Source organism: Bacteroidota bacterium (assembly GCA_018266755.1).
Classification (GTDB): Bacteria; Bacteroidota; Ignavibacteria; order Palsa-1295; family Palsa-1295; genus JAFDZW01.
Window position 1 is genome coordinate 1628663 of record JAFDZW010000005.1, and the last position, 23191, is coordinate 1651853.

General features: G+C 53.2%; 19 protein-coding genes. 12 read left to right on the top strand and 7 right to left on the bottom strand.

Annotated features, from left to right (window positions below; all coding sequences use genetic code 11):
- The first annotated feature begins 112 nt into the window (after nt 1-112).
- Nucleotides 113-1729, top strand: coding sequence for a T9SS type A sorting domain-containing protein (locus tag JSS75_11565; protein MBS1904334.1), 1617 nt, complete (start codon nt 113-115; stop codon nt 1727-1729).
- A 256-nt stretch (nt 1730-1985) separates the two neighbouring features.
- On the opposite strand, the gene JSS75_11570 is transcribed toward JSS75_11565, so the two are convergent.
- The 5 genes from JSS75_11570 to JSS75_11590 form a co-directional block, all read right to left on the bottom strand.
- Nucleotides 1986-2546 carry a hypothetical protein gene (locus JSS75_11570; protein MBS1904335.1) on the bottom strand — a complete coding sequence of 187 codons (561 nt, stop codon included), beginning with the start codon at nt 2544-2546 and terminating at the stop codon, nt 1986-1988.
- 123 nt (nt 2547-2669) lie between these two features.
- On the bottom strand, nt 2670-3227 hold the full coding sequence (locus JSS75_11575) for a hypothetical protein (protein ID MBS1904336.1): 558 nt from the start codon (nt 3225-3227) through the stop codon (nt 2670-2672).
- Nucleotides 3228-3357: 130 nt separating this feature from the next.
- Complete coding sequence (locus JSS75_11580; protein ID MBS1904337.1) at nt 3358-3807, bottom strand: hypothetical protein; 450 nt, start codon at nt 3805-3807, stop codon at nt 3358-3360.
- A gap of 184 nt (nt 3808-3991) precedes the next feature.
- On the bottom strand, nt 3992-4741 hold the full coding sequence (locus JSS75_11585) for a hypothetical protein (protein MBS1904338.1): 750 nt from the start codon (nt 4739-4741) through the stop codon (nt 3992-3994).
- 471 nt (nt 4742-5212) lie between these two features.
- Nucleotides 5213-5980: a hypothetical protein gene (locus JSS75_11590; GenBank protein MBS1904339.1), complete on the bottom strand. Its 768-nt coding sequence runs from the start codon at nt 5978-5980 to the stop codon at nt 5213-5215.
- A 286-nt stretch (nt 5981-6266) separates the two neighbouring features.
- Between JSS75_11590 and JSS75_11595 the strand changes: the two genes are divergently transcribed.
- The 11 genes from JSS75_11595 to dnaA all read left to right on the top strand — a co-directional run bounded on the left by JSS75_11595 (nt 6267) and on the right by dnaA (nt 21239).
- Nucleotides 6267-7112, top strand: coding sequence for an ankyrin repeat domain-containing protein (locus JSS75_11595; protein ID MBS1904340.1), 846 nt, complete (start codon nt 6267-6269; stop codon nt 7110-7112).
- Between the two features lie 369 nt (nt 7113-7481).
- Complete coding sequence (locus JSS75_11600; protein MBS1904341.1) at nt 7482-8894, top strand: FAD-binding protein; 1413 nt, start codon at nt 7482-7484, stop codon at nt 8892-8894.
- 546 nt (nt 8895-9440) lie between these two features.
- The gene (locus JSS75_11605) at nt 9441-10100 is read left to right on the top strand and encodes a sigma-70 family RNA polymerase sigma factor (GenBank protein MBS1904342.1); all 660 of its coding nucleotides are present in this window, start codon (nt 9441-9443) and stop codon (nt 10098-10100) included.
- 122 nt (nt 10101-10222) lie between these two features.
- The gene (locus tag JSS75_11610; GenBank protein ID MBS1904343.1) at nt 10223-12040 is read left to right on the top strand and encodes an OmpA family protein; all 1818 of its coding nucleotides are present in this window, start codon (nt 10223-10225) and stop codon (nt 12038-12040) included.
- Nucleotides 12041-12275: 235 nt separating this feature from the next.
- Complete coding sequence (locus JSS75_11615; GenBank protein MBS1904344.1) at nt 12276-14618, top strand: T9SS type A sorting domain-containing protein; 2343 nt, start codon at nt 12276-12278, stop codon at nt 14616-14618.
- 249 nt (nt 14619-14867) lie between these two features.
- The gene (dnaB, locus tag JSS75_11620) at nt 14868-16283 is read left to right on the top strand and encodes a replicative DNA helicase (protein ID MBS1904345.1); all 1416 of its coding nucleotides are present in this window, start codon (nt 14868-14870) and stop codon (nt 16281-16283) included.
- 4 nt (nt 16284-16287) lie between these two features.
- Nucleotides 16288-16680 (top strand): RidA family protein, encoded by a 393-nt coding sequence (locus tag JSS75_11625; GenBank protein MBS1904346.1) that lies wholly within the window; start codon nt 16288-16290, stop codon nt 16678-16680.
- A gap of 187 nt (nt 16681-16867) precedes the next feature.
- On the top strand, nt 16868-18016 hold the full coding sequence (locus JSS75_11630; protein MBS1904347.1) for an acyl-CoA dehydrogenase family protein: 1149 nt from the start codon (nt 16868-16870) through the stop codon (nt 18014-18016).
- Nucleotide 18017: 1 nt separating this feature from the next.
- Entirely contained in the window at nt 18018-18245 is a 228-nt protein-coding gene (locus JSS75_11635) for a hypothetical protein (protein MBS1904348.1), read from the top strand.
- Nucleotides 18242-19411: an anhydro-N-acetylmuramic acid kinase gene (locus tag JSS75_11640; protein MBS1904349.1), complete on the top strand. Its 1170-nt coding sequence runs from the start codon at nt 18242-18244 to the stop codon at nt 19409-19411. Before JSS75_11635 ends, JSS75_11640 begins: the two co-directional genes overlap by 4 nt.
- A 313-nt stretch (nt 19412-19724) precedes the next feature.
- A complete protein-coding gene (gene dnaA / locus JSS75_11645) occupies nt 19725-21239 on the top strand; it encodes a chromosomal replication initiator protein DnaA (protein MBS1904350.1) in 1515 nt (504 codons plus the stop codon).
- A gap of 108 nt (nt 21240-21347) precedes the next feature.
- Here the strand turns inward: dnaA and JSS75_11650 are convergent, their stop codons facing one another.
- Nucleotides 21348-22571, bottom strand: a complete 1224-nt coding sequence (locus JSS75_11650) for an RNA polymerase subunit sigma (protein ID MBS1904351.1) — start codon at nt 22569-22571, stop codon at nt 21348-21350.
- 124 nt (nt 22572-22695) lie between these two features.
- A complete protein-coding gene (locus tag JSS75_11655; protein MBS1904352.1) occupies nt 22696-23049 on the bottom strand; it encodes a transcription initiation protein in 354 nt (117 codons plus the stop codon).
- Nucleotides 23050-23191 lie beyond the last annotated feature (142 nt).

A 23191-nucleotide genomic window follows, 5' to 3' on the forward strand; every position in this document is an offset into this window, starting at 1 on the left:
CAACTTAACTACCTGTCACAAATTCGGGGGACATCATAATATGATGCCCCAATGGCAACAAAAGAGGTAAGAATGGACTTCAAAGAGAGGCACGGCTTTTGCCCTACAGAGTATGAAGAAAAATTGTAACCGTCGTCGCCATCGGTTGTCATTTGTATATATGCGCTTTGGGGCCTACATTCTCTTTATTTGTATCTTTTTCACTGGCCGCGTTTGGGCGCAGATCGATGATGCAAGCGATCCGGCTGCCATTGATGTGGCTCCGTTACTCAAAATTATAGACACTTCACATGAAGGATTTGGTCTATATCCTAATCTGAACATAGGCGATATAGACGGCGACGGATATGAGGACATGGGCTTCGGGTGCCATAACGATACAATTAATGCTTATACTGTTATACATTATGGGGGGAATAAACTTTTTGATAAATCCAGTGACAGTATAGTCTTTGGTGTTCCTTATGCTTGCGCTGATTTTGACGGAAAAGATGGCAAACAAGATTTAATAACTCTTATTGATGGGCACCCTCTCTTTAGGAAAAATTTTGGTCATTACCCTTATTTTTCTCAAATTAGAAATACTGATTCAATTTTCAGACAAAAGGCGGACAATTCTTCACCTTCACTACAGACAGTATTTGATTATGACGAAGATGGCTATTCTGATTTCATTGTTGGCGGTGCTAACCCTGGCCCATATTTTGGAATTTACAGCGGCGGAAGTTTCATATACCAAACTCTCTTCGGTTCAAAAGTCATCTATCCGAATGATTCGTGTATACTGACGACTACCATCTATAACGGGGCAATTATTGGAAAATTTGGTCGCAGTCTGAACCCTATGATTGTATGCCGAAGTACAAATAGAATTGGTTTATTTAGGCATGATTTGCCTTTTTCGCAGGATACTCTATTATGGCTTACCGATTCGGGCTCTATAGATGCAAAAGTATTGTATGCGATGGATATTACTGGTGATGGAGTTACCGATCTGCTTATCAGCGATGGAATGAACGTTTACATTTATCCTGGCAACGATAATTTTGGCACCTACAGATTGACAAAAGAGAATGCGTATTATGTAATAAAGTCACCTGCTCAACTCGATCTAACTTACAGTCTTATGAAAGATTTCGGTGGTTATATGCGTAACTGCGGAAATCTTATTGGTGATGGAACGCCATTACTCATGGTAACTGGAACAGTAAATGATAATTTTGGCGATTACGTAACGTATGCTTTTTTCTATAGCGGGGGAAAAGCATTAGACACTTATTACGATGCTCGATACAGAGAGTTTAGGTCTACCGATTTCACGATGGATACCCTCCATTTTATAGATAATACATACCGAGGTGCGGTCGTTTTTCAAAGCACTGATGGCCCTACCGGAGAGAATTTCTTATTGTATAACGGATGTACGGATATTCCACGAACACCGAACCCGAACCTTCGCATCGTCGAACCAGCGAGTTTTGCAACACAACTCATTCACGCTTTTCCATCTGTCGCACATCAGTATGTACGTATCTTATTTTCTTCCCTGCAAACAGCCGGTGTGCTTCGAATAGTAAATATATTAGGACAGGAGGTCGAAAGAAAAGCTCTATTACCAAACAACACAGAAGAGTACCTTCCTACATCATCGTATCCTAACGGTGTGTACGTAGCAGAACTACAGACGGCAGGTTTTACCACGAAGGTAAAATTCGTCGTCGATCACTGACATAATATAATTATTACTGGAAGTAAGATCGCCCACCTAATACTACGCATTTTTTATGATTGCTATTCATTCTATCGAAAAACTATTCTACCAGTTGGCAACACCCAACGCATTCTAAGGTACTGAAACGACCGACGTTCGATGCTGTATTGTTTTTCAAGTATTCCTTCTTCAGAAGTCCGAGCCCGTTCAAGTAGTTCATTCGCTTCCTTGGTCCAAGTCATACACATAGTCCTTCTTATGCTCACCCTGATCGCTATCGTATTGATCTCAGGCTGAATCCTACACTGAACCCGCACCAGTTGCGCCAGTGTGACGCATCGAAGAAGGGCGTGTACGCGAGCCGAATCATCGCTCCCGGCACCATAGATTGAAATCGCAGCGCGAGAGTCCCGGTCGGTTTGAATCGGCTGTTATTGCCATCGAGGATCGCATTTCGATAGTGTGTACTCATGTCGACCACCGTACCGATCCCCATCTCCAGACTGCTGGCCTCACCACCGAACAGATAGCCCGCCATTGCAACTAACTCTCCATCGCAGACGAGCGTCTCGAACTCGTACGGCATCCGGTAATTGAAACCAAGGCCGAACCGAGTGAAGTAATGCTTGCGCATCACCACATCGGCATTCACTGATGCCGCCGCCGCATTGCCGCCCATTTCCAAATAGAGTGTCGCCCGTGGCTCCTGCCATTGCGAACCTCCCGAAGTGACCCTGCCGTTCGAGCCGCCACCGGGGAGCTGAGGAGCAGCCTGTGCAAATGCACGACCTATCAGCGCATGCATCATCAGCAACGCAATAAGGAGAGGCAACATGTACCCACCACGACCAGTATGGACGCTCTGTTCCATATCTCTACAAGTAGTTGGTTCTCTGTATGAATCCCAACCTAACTACCTGCCATAAGTTCTGGGGCATCATAGGTCAAGCTACCAGTGCTAGAACTGCATCAGAAAATTGAGCGAAGCCGTGTTGCCCCTCCCAAGCGACGGGTACAGCATCATCGAAGTTGTCTTGGATTCCTTTGGATGCTGGAATAGATTGTATGCGAATACGGTCAGGACGGATGGGGCGACACCGAGTGCAAGAAACTCAGGCAAGTTGAATTTATGATTATCGAGTTTGTGGTTGAAACCATACACAGCTCCGTATGTGTACGAGCAGATGAAATCGGACACGAGGCCAATCCAAGCCGCGTGCCAATACGAGGCCTCGCAATCTGAAGTCGACTCCGCAACCGGACCCAGCGTGAACACAAGAATCAATAAGTCGAGCGGTAAGAATAGTCCTCGAATCCTGAGATACTCGTTGGAGTCAGCATCGAAGGGCTCACGCCATATCCAAAATGAGGGTACGCCCAGGACGAGGGTCGTCACACCGATCTCCAGGGCCAAGGAAGGGTGGCAGTCTGCTTTTGCCAATGACGGGGTGGGGATGGAATCGTAGCCATTTCTCTCTTGCGCATAGCCTCTTGCGACAGCAAACAGGATGAGCACAGATGCGATTAATAACTTCATTGTTTATTCTGCAAAGAGATGTTCGGACTGCCTCGCAGCATACCAAAAGAACCTCGTCCTTAAGCGTATAGACACAATACCCGCTCGCAAAGCTACACGAACCTCCGATTCACTCGATCCCCAGAAATCCTCCCTTGATGAAGAAGGAGACCATCATGCCAGATGTGTCACATCGCAACATCAGGTTCGAGTGCGCGAGACGCACCTCGCCGCGGAGCACTTCCTGATCTCCTTCCTTGATGTATTTGCACCAGCCGTCACCGTCTCGAACGGCATCGAACGAATCCTTGACCGCCGTCCACCTCGAGCGCGGCAGATGAGACCTCGTAAAGTTCAACGACAAGATCGGGACCCGCTTAGAAGCGATGTCGGCCTTGAAACAACCGGAGTCCACGCCGAAGACTGTTGCATTCCAAGCAGCGATGACGCCGTGTTTCATCGGCATTGTCGAATCCATCGTGATGTCATCGCTGTCGATCTTCGGCTCGAGTCCTGCAGAACGTATCGCGTCGAACTCTTCGAGTCGTTCGCCGCACAGGAACATGCTGTCGATGTCCATACGGCCGTTCAACAAGACTCGGCGGCTTGTAACCTGATCAGACCGTTTCGAGCACGAAACGAGCGATGCGATGCAACAAGCGATGCACACGCAGAGAAGGCCGGCGCTCACCGCGCGATATCGAGATATGAGAAGAGTAACTATCGTTATCATTTGGGTCGCTTCTTCTGTATTAGATCTTCACTCACCGTTCATTCGAACTCGACCCAGCCTCGAATGTCGCGCCGTTCGACTTCCGCATCCAGAATTTCGTCAACTCGACGGTGGGCAATCTCCATTCAATGTGATCGCCACTGATGCGGGCATTGGTCGCTGGCGAGACGATCCGTGGTTCTCTGCCGAATATTCTCACTACAGCGTAGTCCTTCCCTCCAAGAAATTCATTAATCGTACTGTCGGCAGCATTGATAGCGTGACCTGAACGGGACGACGACGATACGACCGAATCCTTCATGATGTTGTACGTGTACTCGAAGGTGGTCCGCTGTTTTGCCGTTCGGACTCGCAGGCCAACGAATTCATTCGGTGGCATCGCGCTATCCGTCAGCGTGGGATCGTACCCGAACAGCATCGCATGTAGTCGCTCCACGGCACGATCGGTCGACACGATCGCCTCCGAGATCACGAAGACCAACGAATCGGTGAGTGAGTCCCGTACTTGCAAGCGAGAAACATCCGGAATATTCATGACGGTGGCTGCACTCCACGCGTGTAGCCTATTCTCATGAGCGAACAACTCCGAATCCGATGGGATCAGGTTCTGAGTACCCGTTCGCTCGTTGATGTCGTGCACAGCCTCGGAGCGTGAGGCGACTACGATCTCGCGAAACAGGAATCGCCCGTCGCCGAGTACGTGTATCTCCTCAATCGTATCGAGGCAACCGGACAGTGCGGTCGCGGCGATGAGGACGAACCAGAACACGCCTATTCTCATGTTGCGAAGATACGTCGGCGTTGTGAAAGTCGGCTTAAGAATTCTCCGACAAGTACTTCTGTCGAAGCAGGCGTACTCTATCTCATCTCCTGGGCGTTGTGGGTGTTCGAGTCCGAGCGTTAATTCTGCTTTCTTGACCTGATCTCTTGTATTTTTTGTCTGAGTTCTCTGCTCATCTCGAAAAACGACGGTAGCCCATATTTGCGGCGCATGATTAGGGACGCCGTACCGAATGCGAATGTGGTAAATATGCTCAGGTGATAGGGCATCCAGTGCGTGTTACCTGTAAAGTCGCAGTACAGCATAAAAAACCCCGAAAGCATACATGCACGCCGTACGAGACGATGTTTACGTACCTTGCTTGGATCTACTGAGTGTGTCTGCACTGAATCAGTACTTAACATGAGTTACTATGTGCAGCATGTATACGTCGCTCTTGCTATGCATAGTGTGAAACGTTTATTTCAATGTTCACTTTGGATTGTGCTCAGGACCGACTTCAAACGTCGCACCGTTCGATTTGCGCAGCCAAGGTTCTGTAACTTCGTCCGGAGGAATCAGCCACTCAATGTGACCGTCCACGATCCGTGCGTTCGTCGCAGATTTTTTGATTCGTGGATTCGAGCCATAGATCCGTACAGTACCCCTGTTAGTTAGGCGCATTCGTTCGTTGAGCGCTGTCGAAACAGGGTCATATCGATAGGCCGAGTCGGACTGATTTGCAGGAGTTGGATCTTCTATGTTGTAGGTATAGCGAAAGGACGTACGCCCACCAGCAGAGTGAACACGAAGAGCCACCATCGATTTGTTCAATATCGTATCCATACTGAGCCCGGGTCCGAGCCAAGCAATCATTCCGTGCAACCGCTCGACGGAGGAATCTGACGATGCAACTGCCTCTGAGATAACGAAGATGAGCGAATCGGTGACAGAGTCACGGACTTGCAGATCCGTAACCCCAGATATCCTCTGGATGTCGTTCGGTTTCCAGGCGTGTAACTCATTCTCAAACGCGAAAACCTCGGAGTCACTTCTTGTATAACCGGGCGTCCGCAGCCGTTCGTTCAGAGCTTGAGGTGCGTCACTGCGGGAAACGACGGTAGTCTTTCGAACAAGGAACCGTCCGTCGCGAAGCACATGGATATCCTCGAACATTTCGAGGCAACCGGACAGTGCGGTCGCGGCGATGAGGACGAACCAGAACACGCCTATTCTCATCTCACGAAGATACGTCGGCACTTTGAGGTTTGTAATTGTTTTTTCTCAACGGCACCTTGCAATCCTCTCGGGATTGTTGTATGTTAAAACATGAAACGATGTGCGCTGCGCGTCGTGGAATGCAACACATAAGTAGAATGGATCCATTTCAATGCAATACCGACACTTGACTGTGACCATCTGCCGGTTCTCTGTAGCGGTTTATTGTTTCGTAGCTCTATCAGCTCGAACAGTCCACTCGCAGAATATTGACTCGTTGTTCTCGAGATTTGCGAGCTTGGCGATCGTACATAACGAAGACTCCGCGATGGAGGTCGTCCGTCGGAACCCAGAATTGATCGATACTTCGGAAAGTATACATGGCAACACCTTGCTCCAGCTTGCGGTTACGTGCCACAGTTCAACCCGGGTTCTCGACGAATTATTGCGAAGAGGAGCGAGTCTGTATGCGACAGATCATAGTGGTTCTGACGCCTTTGTCGCAAGCATCATATTCTCAAACTCAGATGCGTTAGCTCTCTTGCTGGATACAGCCGAACGAAGGCACGATTCGCTTCAGATTAGCGAGCTGCTCATTCTCGCCGTGAGGCAGCGGTCTTTGGGTTGCGTGAATACACTTATTCACGCTGGAGCAAACGTGAATTTTCTTGGGAGCCTATTCGAACTCGGAACACCGTTGTGGACGGCGATAGCGTACCCGTGTGCACCGATCGCTGAGCAATTACTCATCAGCGGCGCGGACCCGAATGCGAAATGCAATCTGCTCGGAGATACACCGCTTGAGTATTCTTGCAGAGAAGGCCATGAAGGACTCTCACGATTACTACTCGAACATGGGGCCGACGTGAATGGCACACAACACCCGATCCGGCTTCCCTTGGCTGAAGCAATCGGCAATGGGAGCGATTCTCTTATCATGCTTCTTCTCAGGCACGGAGCACAAATTAATCCTGCGGTCCCATTTGCTAACTCACCGCTTGCTGTTGCGTTAGTATCTGACAATCTTCCACGAGCATCGCTCCTTATTTCCAAAGGAGCAACGATTCCGCTCGTCCTGCAAAAAGACAGTATCGCTCTCAATATGTTCATGAATAAACTGTCGATAGCCGCAAGAACATATACACAACATTATCTTCAAACACTTCCCCATTAGATCGCCTCTTCATGAGCATCTTGGTGCCGTCAGCACGTCCGAGTCTCAAAGAAGACTGGGGAGAACGAGGTATATAGCCGCATAAATATTCATTAGTCGGTCGTGCATAAACTGTGGTGTGCTTCGATAGGGATTCTTCGCTTCGCTCAGAATGACAGCCTCGTAAACCATTCTCACCGAGCCGTATTTTTTTTCTCGACGGGCACCTTGCAATCCTCTTAGGAATGTTGTATGTTAAATATGAAAGGATAGGCACCGCGCGGCTCGGAATGTAAAAGGCAAAATGTAAAATGTAAAATTGGGGTGCGTGTTTGTGTACAATTAGAACGTTGATAAATAATATAGTTAACTACCCCTCGATAGGTGCCCATGAATGAGCGTGCGAGCGTGTGGGAAGCGTACTTGCCGGCCGAGCGGATACTCACCGCGGCGGCGGACCGGCTCGTCTATGACGCCGATGCGGTGACGCTCGAGCGCGTGCGGCCGACGGCCGTGTTGCTTGTGCGCTCGGCCGCCGAGATCAGCGCCGTCGTGCGCCACTGCAACGAGCACGGCATTGCCTTTATCACGCGTGGTGCGGGCACGGGGCTTTCGGGCGGTGCGATCGCTTGCGGTGAATCGGTGATGATCGTTACGTCGGGGATGAATCGCATCGTTGAAGTGAACGTCGCCGAACGCTGGGCGATCGTCGAATGCGGCGTAGTGAATGGGGCGCTCTCGCGCGAGGTGCGCAAACACAATTTGCATTTCGCACCCGATCCGTCGAGCGGCGCAGCATCGAGCATCGGCGGCAACATCGCGGAGAATGCGGGCGGCCCGCATTGTTTGAAATATGGCGCAACAGCCGAGCATGTTCTCGGCGCAGAAGTAGTCTTAGCGGATGGTCGCATTGTGTGGCTGGGTAGCGAAGGAGAATCTGCGCCGCTGCTCTCACTGATGATCGGCTCCGAAGGCACGCTCGGCATCGTGACGAAAGCGAAGGTGAAGCTCACCCCGATCGCACAAGCGGTCGAGACGATGCTCGTTGATTTCCCGACACCGCGCGATGCATCCGAAACGGTGTCGGCGATCATCGCCAGCGGCATCGTCCCTGCAGCGCTCGAGATGATCGACGCCGAAGTGCTCGATGCGCTCGAAGAAGCGTTCGGCCTCGGCTTCCCGACCGATGCAGGTGCGCTGCTACTCGTCGAGCTCGACGGCGCTGCGGCGTCGCTTGCGCGGCTCTCGAAGCAGGTGCAGGATATTTGCCGCGAACACGGTGCGCGTACGGTGCGCGTTGCGGCGAACGACGTCGAACGCACGTCGCTCTGGATGGCCCGCAAAAAAGCGTTCGGTGCACTCGGTCGCGTGAGCCCGAGCTATTACACACAAGACGGTGTTATCCCGCGTCATGCCCTGCCCGATGTATTGGAGGAAATATATCGGATCGGGAAAAAATTTGGTCTGCGCATCGCCAATATCTTCCACGCCGGCGACGGAAATCTGCACCCGGCCATCTTATATGACGAGCGCGACCCCGAATCTGTCAAGACGTGCCTGGCAGCAAGCGCCGAGATCCTCAAGCTCTGCATCGCCAAGAACGGCTCGATCACCGGCGAGCATGGCGTGGGAATCGAGAAGAAAGAGGCGCTGGGCTGGATGTTCTCAGGGCCGGATATCGAGGTGATGTCGCGGCTGCGCTCGGCCTTCAATCCGGGCGGCTTGCTCAATGCGGGCAAATTCCTGCCGTCCGACCACCCGTGCATGGAAATGGGGCATAAGCACCGAAAAGTGGCGGTGTAAACCACTCCTCGTAGGGGCGACGCATGCGTCGCCCGGCGTTCGGCGGGGTGCTATGCGAAAGAACGGTCGAGGCATGCCTCGACCCTACGGAGAGTAGGGAGCGCGCTGACTTGGTCAAAATCCGACCTCCGGCGTTACTTTTGGCGGCCTGACGTGTTAATTAGTAGGAAGCAGACAATCCGGGGGTGAAAATTTCTTCATTTTCCCTGTGAAGGAAAACAACGGCCTCATAAATGTGTCTATATTTGTAGGGACGAGTTTTGCGAACCGTGTTCCCGAAACTTAATGGTTATTTAACCATATAAGGTATGTGGATAACTTTCTCAAGTGACTCCTGCTACAGAAAAAGTTGGAACGATTATTGTGAAAGTAGGTCCAAAATGTCGTATCTTTGCACGTTACTGACGGAGGGAGTAGGCTGGTGCGTATAGCCAACCTACAACATTTTCCCCCACGAAAAGAAATCCCGATAGTCAGTAATTCGCGTAGATACTAACGATAGGGTACGGGCGCATTCGTTGCGCCAGATGGCAAAGGATAAGGATAATGTTGGACGACAAATTGCTCAGGGATCGGCACCGAGACTTCGAACGTGAGGCAATGCCCCACGTGACGGCGCTGTATAACTTTGCGCTTCGCATGACGAGCGATCCCGATGATGCGAACGATCTCCTGCAGGAGACGTACATGAAAGCGTACAGGTTCTGGGACAAATTCGAACCCGGGACGAACTGTAAGGCATGGTTATTTCGCATCATGAAGAATTCGTACATCAATATTTATCGTAAGGAATCGAAAGAGCCCGATAAAGTTGATTACGAAGACATCCAGAACTTCTACAATACGATCCGTTCGGAGTACACCGACCCGAACGACATGGAGGCACGCCTCTATCGTAACCTGCTCGATGACGATCTGACGCGCGCCGTCGAATCGTTGCCCGAAGATTTTCGCACGGTCGTGATTCTTTGCGATATCGAAGGCTTCACGTACGAAGAGATCGCAGAGTTCGTCGATTGCCCGATCGGCACGGTTCGCTCACGTCTGCACCGCGGCCGCAAGCTGCTTCGCTCGAAGCTCATCGAATATGCCCGCGTTCGCGGCTATAATGTCGATGAAGAACGCCATCGCAAAACGAAGAAGGACCTCGAGTACGAAGAGTTCGGTACCAGCGCGCTCTCGACGAGCAAGATCCACAAGAACTGATCGAGTTCGGTTCTGTTTTGATTCTCTCGGGCAGCCATCACCCATGGCTGCCCGTTCTGTTTTCTGTGCGACGCTCTGCACGAATGCATTCAACTGCTACGACACTATTCGCCCACGAACGTATGATGACCAGAGCAATCCGTTCTATTGCGACGGTAGTTCTCTTCTTACTCTGTTCCGCGATCTCGGCCACCGCCCAGATCGACATTTCGAGCCCCCCTACGACCAAGACTATACCGGCATTCGAACAATTCATCGAGGCGAATGCCCCGAGTGAAGATGCATTCGTGGCGGTTCAACGCTTAGCCTATTGGCCGATTAAACAGGAACGGTGGGACGAGGCTGTCACAATTTTTCGCAAATACGAGGATCGTTTCCCCTCGATGCGCGAGCGGTTCGAGAAGATCATCCACATTCTCCAGGCGCCTTCTGAGCACCTCGTCCTGACGAATCTCGGACCGTCGGTGAACTCGGCAAAAGAGGAATTCTCACCCACGCTCTCGGTCGACGGAACAACGCTCTACTTCACTAAAGATAATGGGACCAGCGAAGACGAGTACGACGAGGACATCATGGTCTCAGAATTTAGCAACGGTGCCTGGCAGCCGGCGAAGGATGTCGGCAGCGGCATTAATACGAAGTCGAGCGAATCGGTCAACAGCATCGCTGCCGATGGAATGACAATGGTTCTCTTCGGCAACTACGCATCGAGTCTGGGCCGAGGCGACCTATTCTATTCTGTCAAGCAAAGTGACGGATCATGGGGCGAGGTACACCATTTCCCAGAGCCGATCAATACCAAAGATTTTGAAGGCGACGGTTGTCTCACGAGTGACGGGACTGCAATGCTCTTCTCATCCGATCGTCCCGGCGGAGTCGGCGCATTTCACGAAAAAGGTCAACCGTATCACGGCGACAAGTGGGGCAACACCGATATTTACGTTACGCTGCGTCAACCCGATGGCACGTGGGGAACACCGATCAATCTCGGACCGACGATCAATACCTCCTTCTCCGAACGCAAAGCATTTCTGCATCCGGACGGGAAGACGCTCTACTTTTGCTCGGATGGTCATGCAGGCCTCGGCATGTTCGATATTTTTAAGAGCACACGACTCAACGATACGTCATGGACCGAATGGAGCGAGCCGGTGAATCTTGGCAAGGAGATCAACAACGGTGCAGATAATTTCGGCTACCGGGTCTCGACCGATGGCACGAAGGCTTATTTGAGTCTTGACAACCGTGAAGACGGATACGGCGGAGGCGATATCTACACCATGACGCTCTCCGAAGCAGCGAAACCGGCTGCAGTGGCAACGATCTCCGGTACGGTTACCGATGAAAACGGTAAACCGCTCGTTGCGAACATCCGGTGGGAAGACCTCAGCCGCAACCGAACCGTCGGCGAACTATCGAGCGATCCGACTTCCGGTTCGTTCTTCATCACGTTACCGCTCGAAAAGAATTATGGGTACTACGCCGAGAAACCAGGTTATTATCCTGTCTCGAAGAACATCGACTTGCGCGCCGCAACAACACCGATGAGACAAACGGAGAACATCGTCCTTGTCTCGATCGGATCGTTGCGAGATGAAGGAAAGGGGATCAGGCTCAATAATCTCTTTTTCGACTTCAACAAAGCGGAGTTGCAGCATGAGTCATACCCGGAGCTCGACCGTCTGGTGACGTTTCTGCACACGTACCCTGACCTGAAGGTTGAGATCGGAGGACATACCGACAATAAAGGATCGGCACAGTACAACCTGTCACTATCGAAAAAACGCGCGCAGTCGGTCGTCGATTACCTTGCCGATCACGGCTGCGAACGCGACCGATTGATCGCGAAAGGATACGGCGACACTCGCCCTGTTGCCAGCAACGATACGGACGAAGGCCGAACACAAAATCGTCGTGTCGAGGTGCGATTCATAAAATGATACTCCCAAAGTAACGCAAAGAAAAACAACTATTTACTCAGCAATCTACTGCAGAGATACCGATACCGACGCCCTCTTGGTATAATTCGCCTACACGATTCTGCAACAAAAACCGAGAAATGGGGTTATATTTGCTGTTCGTGCCGTTTGTAAAATCCCCCGAAGTACATTCCCTCCGGGGTATGCGAGTGTTTTATACTTCAGAAATCAGTTCAATTCATCAATAGAACCAACTATGAAACGTCTGGTACTCTTTGCATCTCTACTACTGTCGATTGTCGCGGGTACGACCCGTGCGCAATGGACAAGCGCCCCGCCTCTCCCGGTCGTGCTCGACTGGCCGATGACGGCACAAGTAAACGGTACGATCTACGTCTTTGGCGGAATCATCAGTGACGGAAATTCGGTATCGAAGAATGTCTATTCCTACACACCGGGCGATGCAGCTTGGAAGAAGCTCAGCGTGACAATGCCGAAAGCAAAGTTCGGCGGCTACGCAGAAGCGGTCGGCGGCAAGATTTATATCACGGCCGGCATGACCACCACGGCACAAACGGGTCTGGATAACTCGACGTTTGTGTTCGACCCCGCGGCATCCACCTTCACTTCAAAGGCAGCGATCACGACGAAGACTGCCTGGTGCGATGGTGCAACCGTCGATGGCAAATTGTATGTCATGGGCGGTATCATGTATAACGGCGGTCAGGGATATTACGTCACCGCCGTACAGATCTATGATCCGGCATCGGATGCATGGACCACTGCAACAACCCCCGTGCCGTATAATGCACAGTATTCGTCAAGCTTCGGCCTCAATGGTAAGATCTATATGATCGGCGGCGTCGATAACACCGGATACCTTACCAGTGTTTGGCAGGGTGTATCCGACGGCACCGACGTGACGTGGACTCAAGTCGCAGATCTTCCCGACGGCCTCGCGCGCGCTTCGGCTGGATCGGTAGGCGGCAAGCTCATCGTTGCCAGCGGTATCAGCACTGCTTCTTCGACCTTCACCCCGACGTATGTGTACGACGATGCTGCCGATAAGTGGAGCAAAACGTATGCCCTCGCAGGCCCGATCTATAACGCCGGTCAGCTTGTCACCGTTGGTAGCAACGTGTATATCATGGGCGGTTATTCCAATACGTTGGTGTATTCGCTGACGTATCCCCCGACCCAAACGGTCGCAGTCGCGGATATTACCACAAGCAACAGCTTCCTGACGCTGAGCCAGAACGAGTCGCGTACGTTAACGTATGCTGCAACTAATCTGGGCGCTGCCGATCTGAACGTGACCATTGCGATCCCTGATAGCGTGAAGGCTTGGGTGTCGCCAGTAAGCTCGCCTGAGACGATTCCAGCAGCAACCAATGGAACGTATGGATTGACCATCAATGCAGGAACACTATCCCCCGGCTTGCATAAGGCGACCATCTCGATGACAACGAATGACAATGCACATCCGTCGTACAGCTTCGATGTCAGGTTGTATGTACTGCCTTCGACGATTACCCCACAAAAAACAAAGGTGGTGCTCGAAGAGGGAACGGGTTCGTGGTGCGGCTACTGCCCGCAGGGACATGAGATCTCGAAGAGTATCGTCGATCAGTACAATGGCGATGTGATCGCATTGCAGTACCACGGCGGCGGCGCTGTCGATACCTTTATCATTTCCGCAGGTCAGAACCTCATAAATGATCTCGGACTGCAAGGTTACCCGAATGCATCGATCCAGCGTTGGCATTTCCCTGGAGAGCAGTATCAGATGACCAATCGCGGACAATGGGCTGGCTATGTCCAGAACGTATTCGATCAGCAGCCGAAAGCGCCGGTTGGACTGACGATCACCGACTACAGCTTCGACCCGACGACACACAAGGTTCATGCTGTGGTTGACGTGGCCCAGAACATGGCCATGATCAACACGAGCTCGACGATCAACTTGACCGCGGTCATCTCGGAGGACAACATGGTCGTAAACAACTATCAGGAAGATTACCGGTTGCCCAGCCCGTACTTTGTCGACACATATACATGGGAGGGTACCGTTCATCAGTTGTATCCGAACGAGTTCGGAAAAGCGGTCACCTTCGACAATCCTACGATTGTCGATGGCGACGTGATCGTACCAGGTAGTACAAAGACGATGACACTTGACTTTACCGTACCGTCGAAGGGTGTCTTCGATTGGGCGAATTGTAATATCACCTTCATCGCCAGCGTCGTCAATAGCGACAACACCTTCGGTGACGTACTTCAGGCGTCACAGCGTCCGCTGCTTTCGGGCGCGGGTGTGCATGCAGGCACGGGCGTAACCGGCTTCACGCTCGAGGGCAACTACCCGAACCCGGTGCAGGGCGAGACGAAGATCGTTTATTCGCTCGACGGACGCATGCCGGTGAGCCTCGCCGTCTATGACGTGCTTGGCCGCAAGGTAGCCGAGGTCGTTAACACGACGCAGGATGCAGGCTCCTACACCGTAAACTTCGACGCATCGAAGCTCACGACAGGCACCTACACCTACTCACTCACGGCCGGCGAGCAGAAGCTCACGCGCACGATGAATGTGATTAAGTAATACACAAATTACTGTGCGATCGAACAGCGCGGCCCATTCGGGCCGCGCTGTTTATTTATCAACAACAATCCACATCACTATTCAAAACTTGTTCATTGTGTCGCGGTGTTGTCGTAGTAGATTTGCAACCCGTTTTTTCGTACCGAAGGAGCACCATAGGTGAGCGTAATTCCCATTCAGGCAAAAGAAACAGCCGGCAAGCGACGCAGTCAGGCGTACTTACGGAGCTTTAGCGAACTCTTCGAGCGCATCAGCGGCTCGGGGCTTGTCCCGCCGCAGGCGGTCGAGATCGAGGAATCGCTCCTCGGCGCCATGATGATCGATAAGGTCGCCGCCAACCGAGCGCTCGAAGTGCTCGGCGACCGTACGCTCGAAGACTCCCCGTTCTACCGAGAAGCCCACACGGCGATTTACCGCGCGATGGTGGACCTCGATAGCAAAGGCGAACCGATCGACGTGCTTTCGGTCACGAGCCGTCTGCGGCTCAACGGTACGCTCGAAGAAGTCGGAGGTCCGGCATATCTCGTCGAACTGACGTCGAAAGTCGTCACGACCGCGAATGTCGAAGCACATGCGCGGCTGCTGCTCGAAAAGTATCTCGGCCGCGAACTCATTCGTACCTGCGAAGAAATTAAGCTCCGCGCCTTCCTCGGCGAAGATGACACGTTCGAGCTGCTCGACCAGGCAGAAGGATCGCTGTTCCATCTGTCCGAAACTCGTCACCGCCGAAGCTTCCAGCGTATGGACCGTCTCTCGCACGAGACGATGGAGCATCTGCAGCACATTCACGATCATCACTCGAGCATCACCGGTGTGCAAACCGGCCTTACCGATCTCGACGAGATTACCGGCGGCTGGCAAAAGACCGATCTGATCATCATTGCAGCACGTCCGTCACAAGGAAAAACGGCACTGTCGCTGACTCTTGCACGCAATGCGGCGATGAACCCGATCAAAGAACACCGCGTCCCGGTCGCGATCTTCTCACTCGAAATGGGTGCACAGCAGTTGGTGCTACGTATGCTCTGCTCGGAATCCCAAGTCGACATGCAATCTGCCCGCAAAGGCAGATTGAGCGGCGAGGATTGGAAAAAAGTATCGCATGGCATCAGCCGCCTGCACGAAGCGCCGCTTTTTATCGACGACACGGCCGGCATTACGCCGCTCGAACTTCGCGCGAAATGCCGCCGGCTCAAGGCAACGGAGAACATCGGCCTGGTGATCGTCGACTACTTGCAGCTCATGGAAGTCTCGCGCTCGATGGATTCGCGCGAGCGAGAAATTTCGACGATCTCTCGTTCGCTCAAAGCATTGGCGAAAGAGCTAAACATCCCTGTGATCGCACTGAGCCAGCTTAATCGCGGCGTTGAAAGCCGTCCGGACAAACGACCGATGCTCTCGGATCTTCGTGAATCAGGCGCCATCGAGCAGGACGCCGATCTCGTGCTCTTTATCTATCGCCCCGAGACCTACGGCATCGAACAATACGAAGACGGAAAGCCGACCGAAGGCACGGCCGAGATTATTATCGGTAAGCACCGTAACGGCCCTATCGGCCAGGCGCGTGTCGCATTCCGAGGCAGTGTCGGCCGCTTCGACAACCTGATCTATATGCCGCAGTTCGAAGACGACACACCAAAACCATCCACCTCACCGGCGTTCTAACACCATGCCCGAGATCATCAACCCACCCGAACTCGCCAAGCCTGTCGGATTTGCACATGCTGTGAAGGCCACTGGCACAATGGTCTTTCTTGGCGGGCAGGTCGCATTCGATGCGAACGGCGTTGTCATGCATCCCGGCGACATCGTTGGTCAGTTTCGTCAGACGCTCGCAAACCTTCAGGTCGCCATCCGTGCATCAGGCGGCGAGATGACGGACATCACACGTCTGAACATCTATGTGACGGATAAGCACGTCTACAAAGCCAATGTTCGCGAGCTCGGGAAGATTTATCAGGAGCTCTTCGGCAAATACTATCCCGCGATGTCGCTTGTGCAGGTCGCCGCGCTCTTTGAAGACGAAGCGATGATCGAGATCGAAGGCATCGCCGTCCTGTAACGGTTGCATGTCGATCCTACGGTGATGCTGAGCAACGCCAAGAATCCCTTTCGGCTTACACAAAGCATTTCACCAGCAACAAGGGAGATTTGTACGCTGTGCAGACTCTTGGGTATGACCTCCTCGCAGCCCGACACTTATTCCCTCGTTTCTGCATTTCCAATTCTTCATTCTCAATTTCTATCACGTGTTTTCTCCGGACGAACTTCGCTGGCAGCAGATCGCGCGTGACTTCGCGCAGAACGAGGTCGCACCCATCGCCCGTGAGATGGACGAACGCGGCGAGATGCCCATGTCGCTCGTCGCTCGAATGGCCGATCTTGGTCTTCTTGGCGCTACGATCGGCCGTGAACACGGCGGCAGCGGCATGAGCGCACTGGCGCTCGCCATGATCTACGAAGAGCTTGGGCGTGCCTGTTCGAGCACACGCGGCTTCATGACCGTGCACTCGTCGCTCGTAATGCAGTGCGTGAACCAATGGGGCAGCGACGCGCACAAACGCGAATATCTGCCGAAGCTTGCATCGGGCGCGCTCATCGGCTGTTATTGCCTCACCGAGCCGGAAGCAGGCAGCGACGCGGCAGGCATCCGCACGATGGCAACGCCTGTCGACGGCGGATACTCACTTAACGGTGAAAAGATCTGGATCACCAACGGTGGCATCGCAACATTCGCTATTGTCTTCGCAAAACTTCCGGCGCTCGACGGTGAGAAACCACACGGCGCAATCACTGCATTCATCGTCGATCCAACGTCAAAGGGTTTTCATCGTGAACCCATGCCCGGGAAAGAGCTTGGCCACCGTGCAAGCGATCACGCGCACATCACTTTTACCGATTGCTTCGTCCCTGCAACGAACGTGCTCGGCACCGAGCGTACCGGTTTCAAAGTTGCGATGAGCGCGCTCGATCACGGACGTCTCGGCGTTGCCGCGGGCGCGCTCGGCGTGCATCAGGCGTGTCTCGATGCAAGCGTAGCCTTTGTCCGTCAGCGCAAGCAGTTCGGCTCGCGCCTTGGCGACTTCGAAATGATCCAGGCGAACATCGCGGACATGAAAGTCTCGCTCGACGCATCGCGCGCACTCGTCTATCAAGCAGCAACGAAAAAGGACCGCGGCGAATCGGTCTCACTCGAGACCTCCGTCGCAAAGTTACACGCAACGGAAGCCGCGCTGAACGCCGCGAGCGATGCCGTGCTCATTCACGGCGGACGCGGCTACTCGAACGAGTATCCGGTCGAACGGTACTACCGCGACATAAAGGGCCTGCAGATCTACGAAGGCACCTCGCACATCCAACGCATCGTCATCGCTCGTCACGTGATCGGCAAACCCTAAGATGGCAGTATTCAACAAACGGTTGGCAAGCTTCGGGCGCGAAGATCGCAGTTCGGGTATTCGTGCCTTCCTGCGATCGGATTCGATCGTGATCCGGCTGATCGTATTTATTGTCATGAGCGGCATCTTCTACCTTGTCGTTCAAGCAACGCACAAAGCCCCTCGCAACACAACCGAGCCGCCGCAAAGCGAGCAACCTGCCGGCGAAAAGCAACCCGCAACGAAATGACCGTCGAAACCAACCCACGCGATCTGTTTATCGGCATCATGTCGGGCACAAGTCTCGACGGTATCGACGTCGTGATTGCCCGATTCGATGGCGGTGTCGAATGCATCTCGCATCACGCAACCGATTTCGCTCCGGAATTTCGCAGCCTGCTCTATGAGTGTGCTACCGCGCGACGAATCGATATCGATACACTCGTTCGCGCACACTTCGTCCTTGCGCGAGTATATGCCGAAGGAGTACAGGCTGCACTGGCGGCGGCACATCTCTCTTCAACAGATATTCGAGCGATAGGCGCACACGGACAAACTATCCGCCACCTGCCAATCCCAATGGCCGTAACTGCAGACACACCATCGGTCGGCGCAACCTTCCAGCTCGGCTCCGGAGCGGCCCTCGCCGCACTCAGTGGCATCGATGTCGTCAGCGATTTTCGAAGTGCAGACGTCGCGCTCGGCGGACAAGGGGCACCACTCGTTCCGATGTTCGACACAGTGTTCCTGCAAGATGATCATCGCGATCGTGTTGCGCTCAATATCGGCGGCATTGCGAACGTCACGATCCTCCCCGCCCGATCAAGCGGCAAAGAGATTGTCGCGTTCGACAGCGGCCCGGGCAATATGATTATCGACGAACTCATGCGCCGTTTCTTCGATAAGCCGTACGACGAAGACGGGAAAGTTGCCGCGAGCGGAACACTCAACGAAGAACTGCTCACGCGAATGATGCTCGACGATTACTTTGCTGCGCCTGCACCGAAATCGACGGGGCGCGAACTCTTCGGCGGGAAATTTCTGGCGCAATTTACCAATGCAGTTGAGAACGTCAAGATTTCAGCCGTCGATGCTGTCACGACAGCGACCGAATTAACGGCTCGCTCGACGGCATTTGCACTGACCGGCTGCCAGGCCGACATCTATGTAAGCGGCGGCGGCGCAAAGAATCTCTTCCTGCTCAAGCGCCTGCGTGTGCTGATCCCGGGCTGCACAGTCACCACCTCCGCCGACCTTGGCATTCTGCCCGAAGCGAAAGAGGGTGTCGCATTCGCATTTTTCGCGAAAGCATTTCTCGACGAAATCCCGATCCATCTCCCTAAAACCACTGGTGCGTCACGCACACAAATTCTCGGTTCGCTCGCACGCGGCAATGCTTTTTTCGGCAGTAGATAAATTCTTTCGTATCATCGTATAGGATGATGAATGCCGAACGATGTGAACCGATTGTGGATAACTTCTGAGGCTCAAGCAGGATAAGGCGAAACGATGTGATTATCTTTTGACAATACGAGTGTAATAGGGCTCGCTTGGTATTCATCCTTCCGTTTCTCGCACGATCGACGTATGATCGCAGTGTCGGCGAGTGCCAGCCGACATCGTTGAAACTCTTGTTGAGCTAATAACAATTGTACGAACAGTGTTAGTTGAATCAGCCCCCAGTTCGGACGCATTGGCGTCCGTGATGATGAGAGAATTAGATACAAGCATGCCCCCAGCCAGTGGTGGAGCCATATCGGAGATAGTGCTGACCCCCGGGGTCGCAGCCGGCGACGAGCTTCGTTCGGCCGCGATCGCCGTATGGTCGCGCTGTACCGAAAAGATCCGCGCACAGGTATCGCCGCAAAGCTATACGACCTGGTTCGAGCCGCTTTCGGCTCGTTCGCTCGAGGGGACCCGTCTTGAACTCATGGCCCCGAGCGGCTTTATCGCCGAATGGGTGTTGCAGCATTACGAACCGCTGCTCGTAACCGTCCTGACCGAATTCCTCGGTCAATCGGCTGAGGTCAGGATCGACCATAGCGCCGAAGTCGAAGGCGTCGAGACTGCCCTCGCACCCGTCGCTGTCGTTCAGGCCGCTCCTGCTGTACAGCCCGTGGAGCCCCTCAACCGCTTCGACGCTCCGTTACAGCCGTTGCGCGAGAACAAGCCCTCGGGTGTATCCGCGACCGTCACAGCCCCGAAGCCGCCTCTGGTCTCGAACGTCAATCCGAACTACACGTTCGATTCGTTTATTCGAGGCGAATCCAACAAGCTTGCCTACGCTGCGGCCGTCGCCGTTGCGAACAATCCGGGCGGTACGAAGTACAACCCGCTCGTGATGTACGGCAATGTGGGTCTTGGCAAAACGCACTTGATCCATGCCGTCGGCAACGCCGCGCTCGAAAAATTTCCGGGTGTGCGCGTGTATTACACGTCGAGCGAACGCTTCACCAAGGAGTTTGTCGAAGCGATCCAGTCCGACCGCATCAACGATTTCAATACGTTCTATCGCTCGATCGATCTCTTGATCATCGACGACGTGCAGTTCTTCGCCGGCAAAGAGCGCACGCAGGACAGCTTCTTCCACACGTTCAACGAACTGCGCGAGAACGGTAAGCAGATCATCCTGACCTGCGACCGTCCGCCGAAAGAACTGCGCGACATCGACGATCGTCTGCTGAACCGACTACAATGGGGGCTGACGACCGACATCCAGCCGCCGGATCTCGAGATGCGCATCGCCATCTTGCGTCACAAAGCGGTTCGCGACGGCTTTGACATCTCGGAAGAAGTGCTCGAGTACATCGCATCGAACGTCACGACGAACATCCGCGAACTCGAAGGCTGCTTGATCTCGCTCGAAGCCGCGATCTCGCTCGAAGGTAAAGAAGGCACGGTCGAACTTGCCCGCGATGTGCTGCGCAAAGTAGCGCGCCGCTCGGCGCCGATCTTGTCGGTCGAGACGATCCAGAAGTACACCGCGAAGTTCTTCAATATCGAAGAAGCACTATTGCGCGACAAGACACGCAAGCAGGAAGTCGTGCAAGCGCGTCAGGTGGCGATGTATCTCTGCAAAGAACTCACTGCAAGTACACTCAATACGATCGGCTTGCATTTCGGTGGCCGTGATCACTCGACGGTGATTCACGCACAGCAAACGGTATTGGATGATATGCGCAACGACCCACTCTTCGCTAATCGCGTCGGCGAGCTCAAGCGCCAGCTCGAAATGCTGCAATAGGAATTCGTGTGAATGATGGATGAATGAGACAGCCCCCTCATGACTAAGACGAACAGCCGAGGACGAAAATCCTCGGCTGTTCTGGTTATTGACGTTTGTAGTCGTTGTTTAGGATAGGCGCTCGATCCGGCTACGAAGAAGTGCTCGTTCCGATTCTCCACGAGCGATTTGCAATGCCCTGTCGAAATGAAAGGTAGCTTGTTGGTTGTCGATGCCAGCATAGAGTTCGCCGAGCAGTGCATGGTAGAAGCGGTTGTTCATTAATGCCAGCCGTTGCGCTTCCTCGATCGCCATTTGCGTCCCATGTACTTTTGAAACCGCATAGGTACGGTTGAGTGCGACGATTGGCGAATGCTCAAGTGCGAGGAGCCGGTCGTAGAGTCCGAGGACGTTCTCCCACTTCTCCGGTGTGTCTTCTTTGCAGGTACTCCAGTACGCGATCGACGCTTCGAGGTGATACTTCGAGATCGTATCACCGCGAGCAGCGCAGCTCATGAAATAGGCGCCTTTGCTGATGAGAGCCTCGTTCCATAGCGAATCATCTTGATCACCATACAGAATCAACTCGCCCTCCGCGCCAATGCGTGCATCGAAGCGAGACGTATGAAAGCACATGAGCGCCATTAAGGCATTCGCCTGCGGCGTGTCTGTTGCCGGATATTCGATGAGCATCATGCACAATCGCATTGCCTCGATGCACAGATCCTTGCGGACGACCGCATCCGAATGCTGCGAATAATATCCTTCGTTGAACAGTAGATAGATCGTCCGCAGGACGGTGCCGAGCCGCGCATCAAGTTCTTCGGGCGATGGAAATTCGAGTTCGACCTTTGCTTCGCGCAACTTCTCCTTCGCACGGAAGAGCCGTTTGTTGATCGTCTCCTTGTTTGATAAGAATGCCGAAGCGATCTCATCGATGCTAAAGCCGCAGAGGATGCGTAAGGAAAGTCCGATCTGTGCCTCAACGGGGATCGACGGATCGCAAACCGCGAACATCATCTGCAACTGGCTATCGACGATATTCTGTTCACTCAGATCGAGTTCGTACGTATCATCCGCACCGTGGCGAAGCTCGGGCGCAATGTGTGTCGCAAAGAGTCGTTCTCGCTTGAGCGCATTCGCCGCTTTGTTCTTCGCGACCGCATAGAGCCATGCCACAGGTTCATCCGGAATCCCGCCGAGCGCCCACGTTTGTGCAGCCGTCAGGAATGTCTCGCTCGCAATGTCTTCGGCCGCTTCGCGAAACTCGAGACCAAAGCGCTTACACAAGACCGAGACGATCTTGCTGTACTCGCTACGGAAGAGATGAGGGATGAGGTCGGTGCTGTGCATTGCATCAGATAGTCATGAGAGTCATTCTGAGCAACGCGAAGAATCCCTTTCGGACTGTCAGTACGATTGCGCAACACCGAAAGGGATTCTTCGTCGGGCTGAAGCCTCCTCAGAATGACGTTGTTTACTTTGCTCCGCCGCCGTGCGCGATGCGCCGCACTTCGATGCTATTGCCATCTCCTTGCAGCACCGGTAAGTCTTTCGCAATTTCTGCGGCCTCGGCGGAAGATACGGCTTTGACGATGACGTAGCCGCCGAGCGTCTCTTTGATCTCGCCGAACGGACCGTCGGTCACGACACCTTTGTGCCAGACGACTTTTGCATCGTCGAACGCAAGTCCGTTGCCACCGACAAGCTGGCCCGTTGCTGCCACGCGATCCATCCAATCGCGCGTCTGCTTCATCCACATTTGAAGCTGCTCGGGCGAAGCAACCTTGAGACCGTCCTGATGACGGAAGATCAACATGTATTCGTTCATGATATGCCTTTCAGTATAGTGAATTACATACCCATGACAATCGAGTAGTCAGATATTGGACAACTGATAATTACTCAGTTCGGAGCCTCCCCATTTAGGCTTCGGTACCTGAAATATTACAGATTAATGGACACCTGCTGAC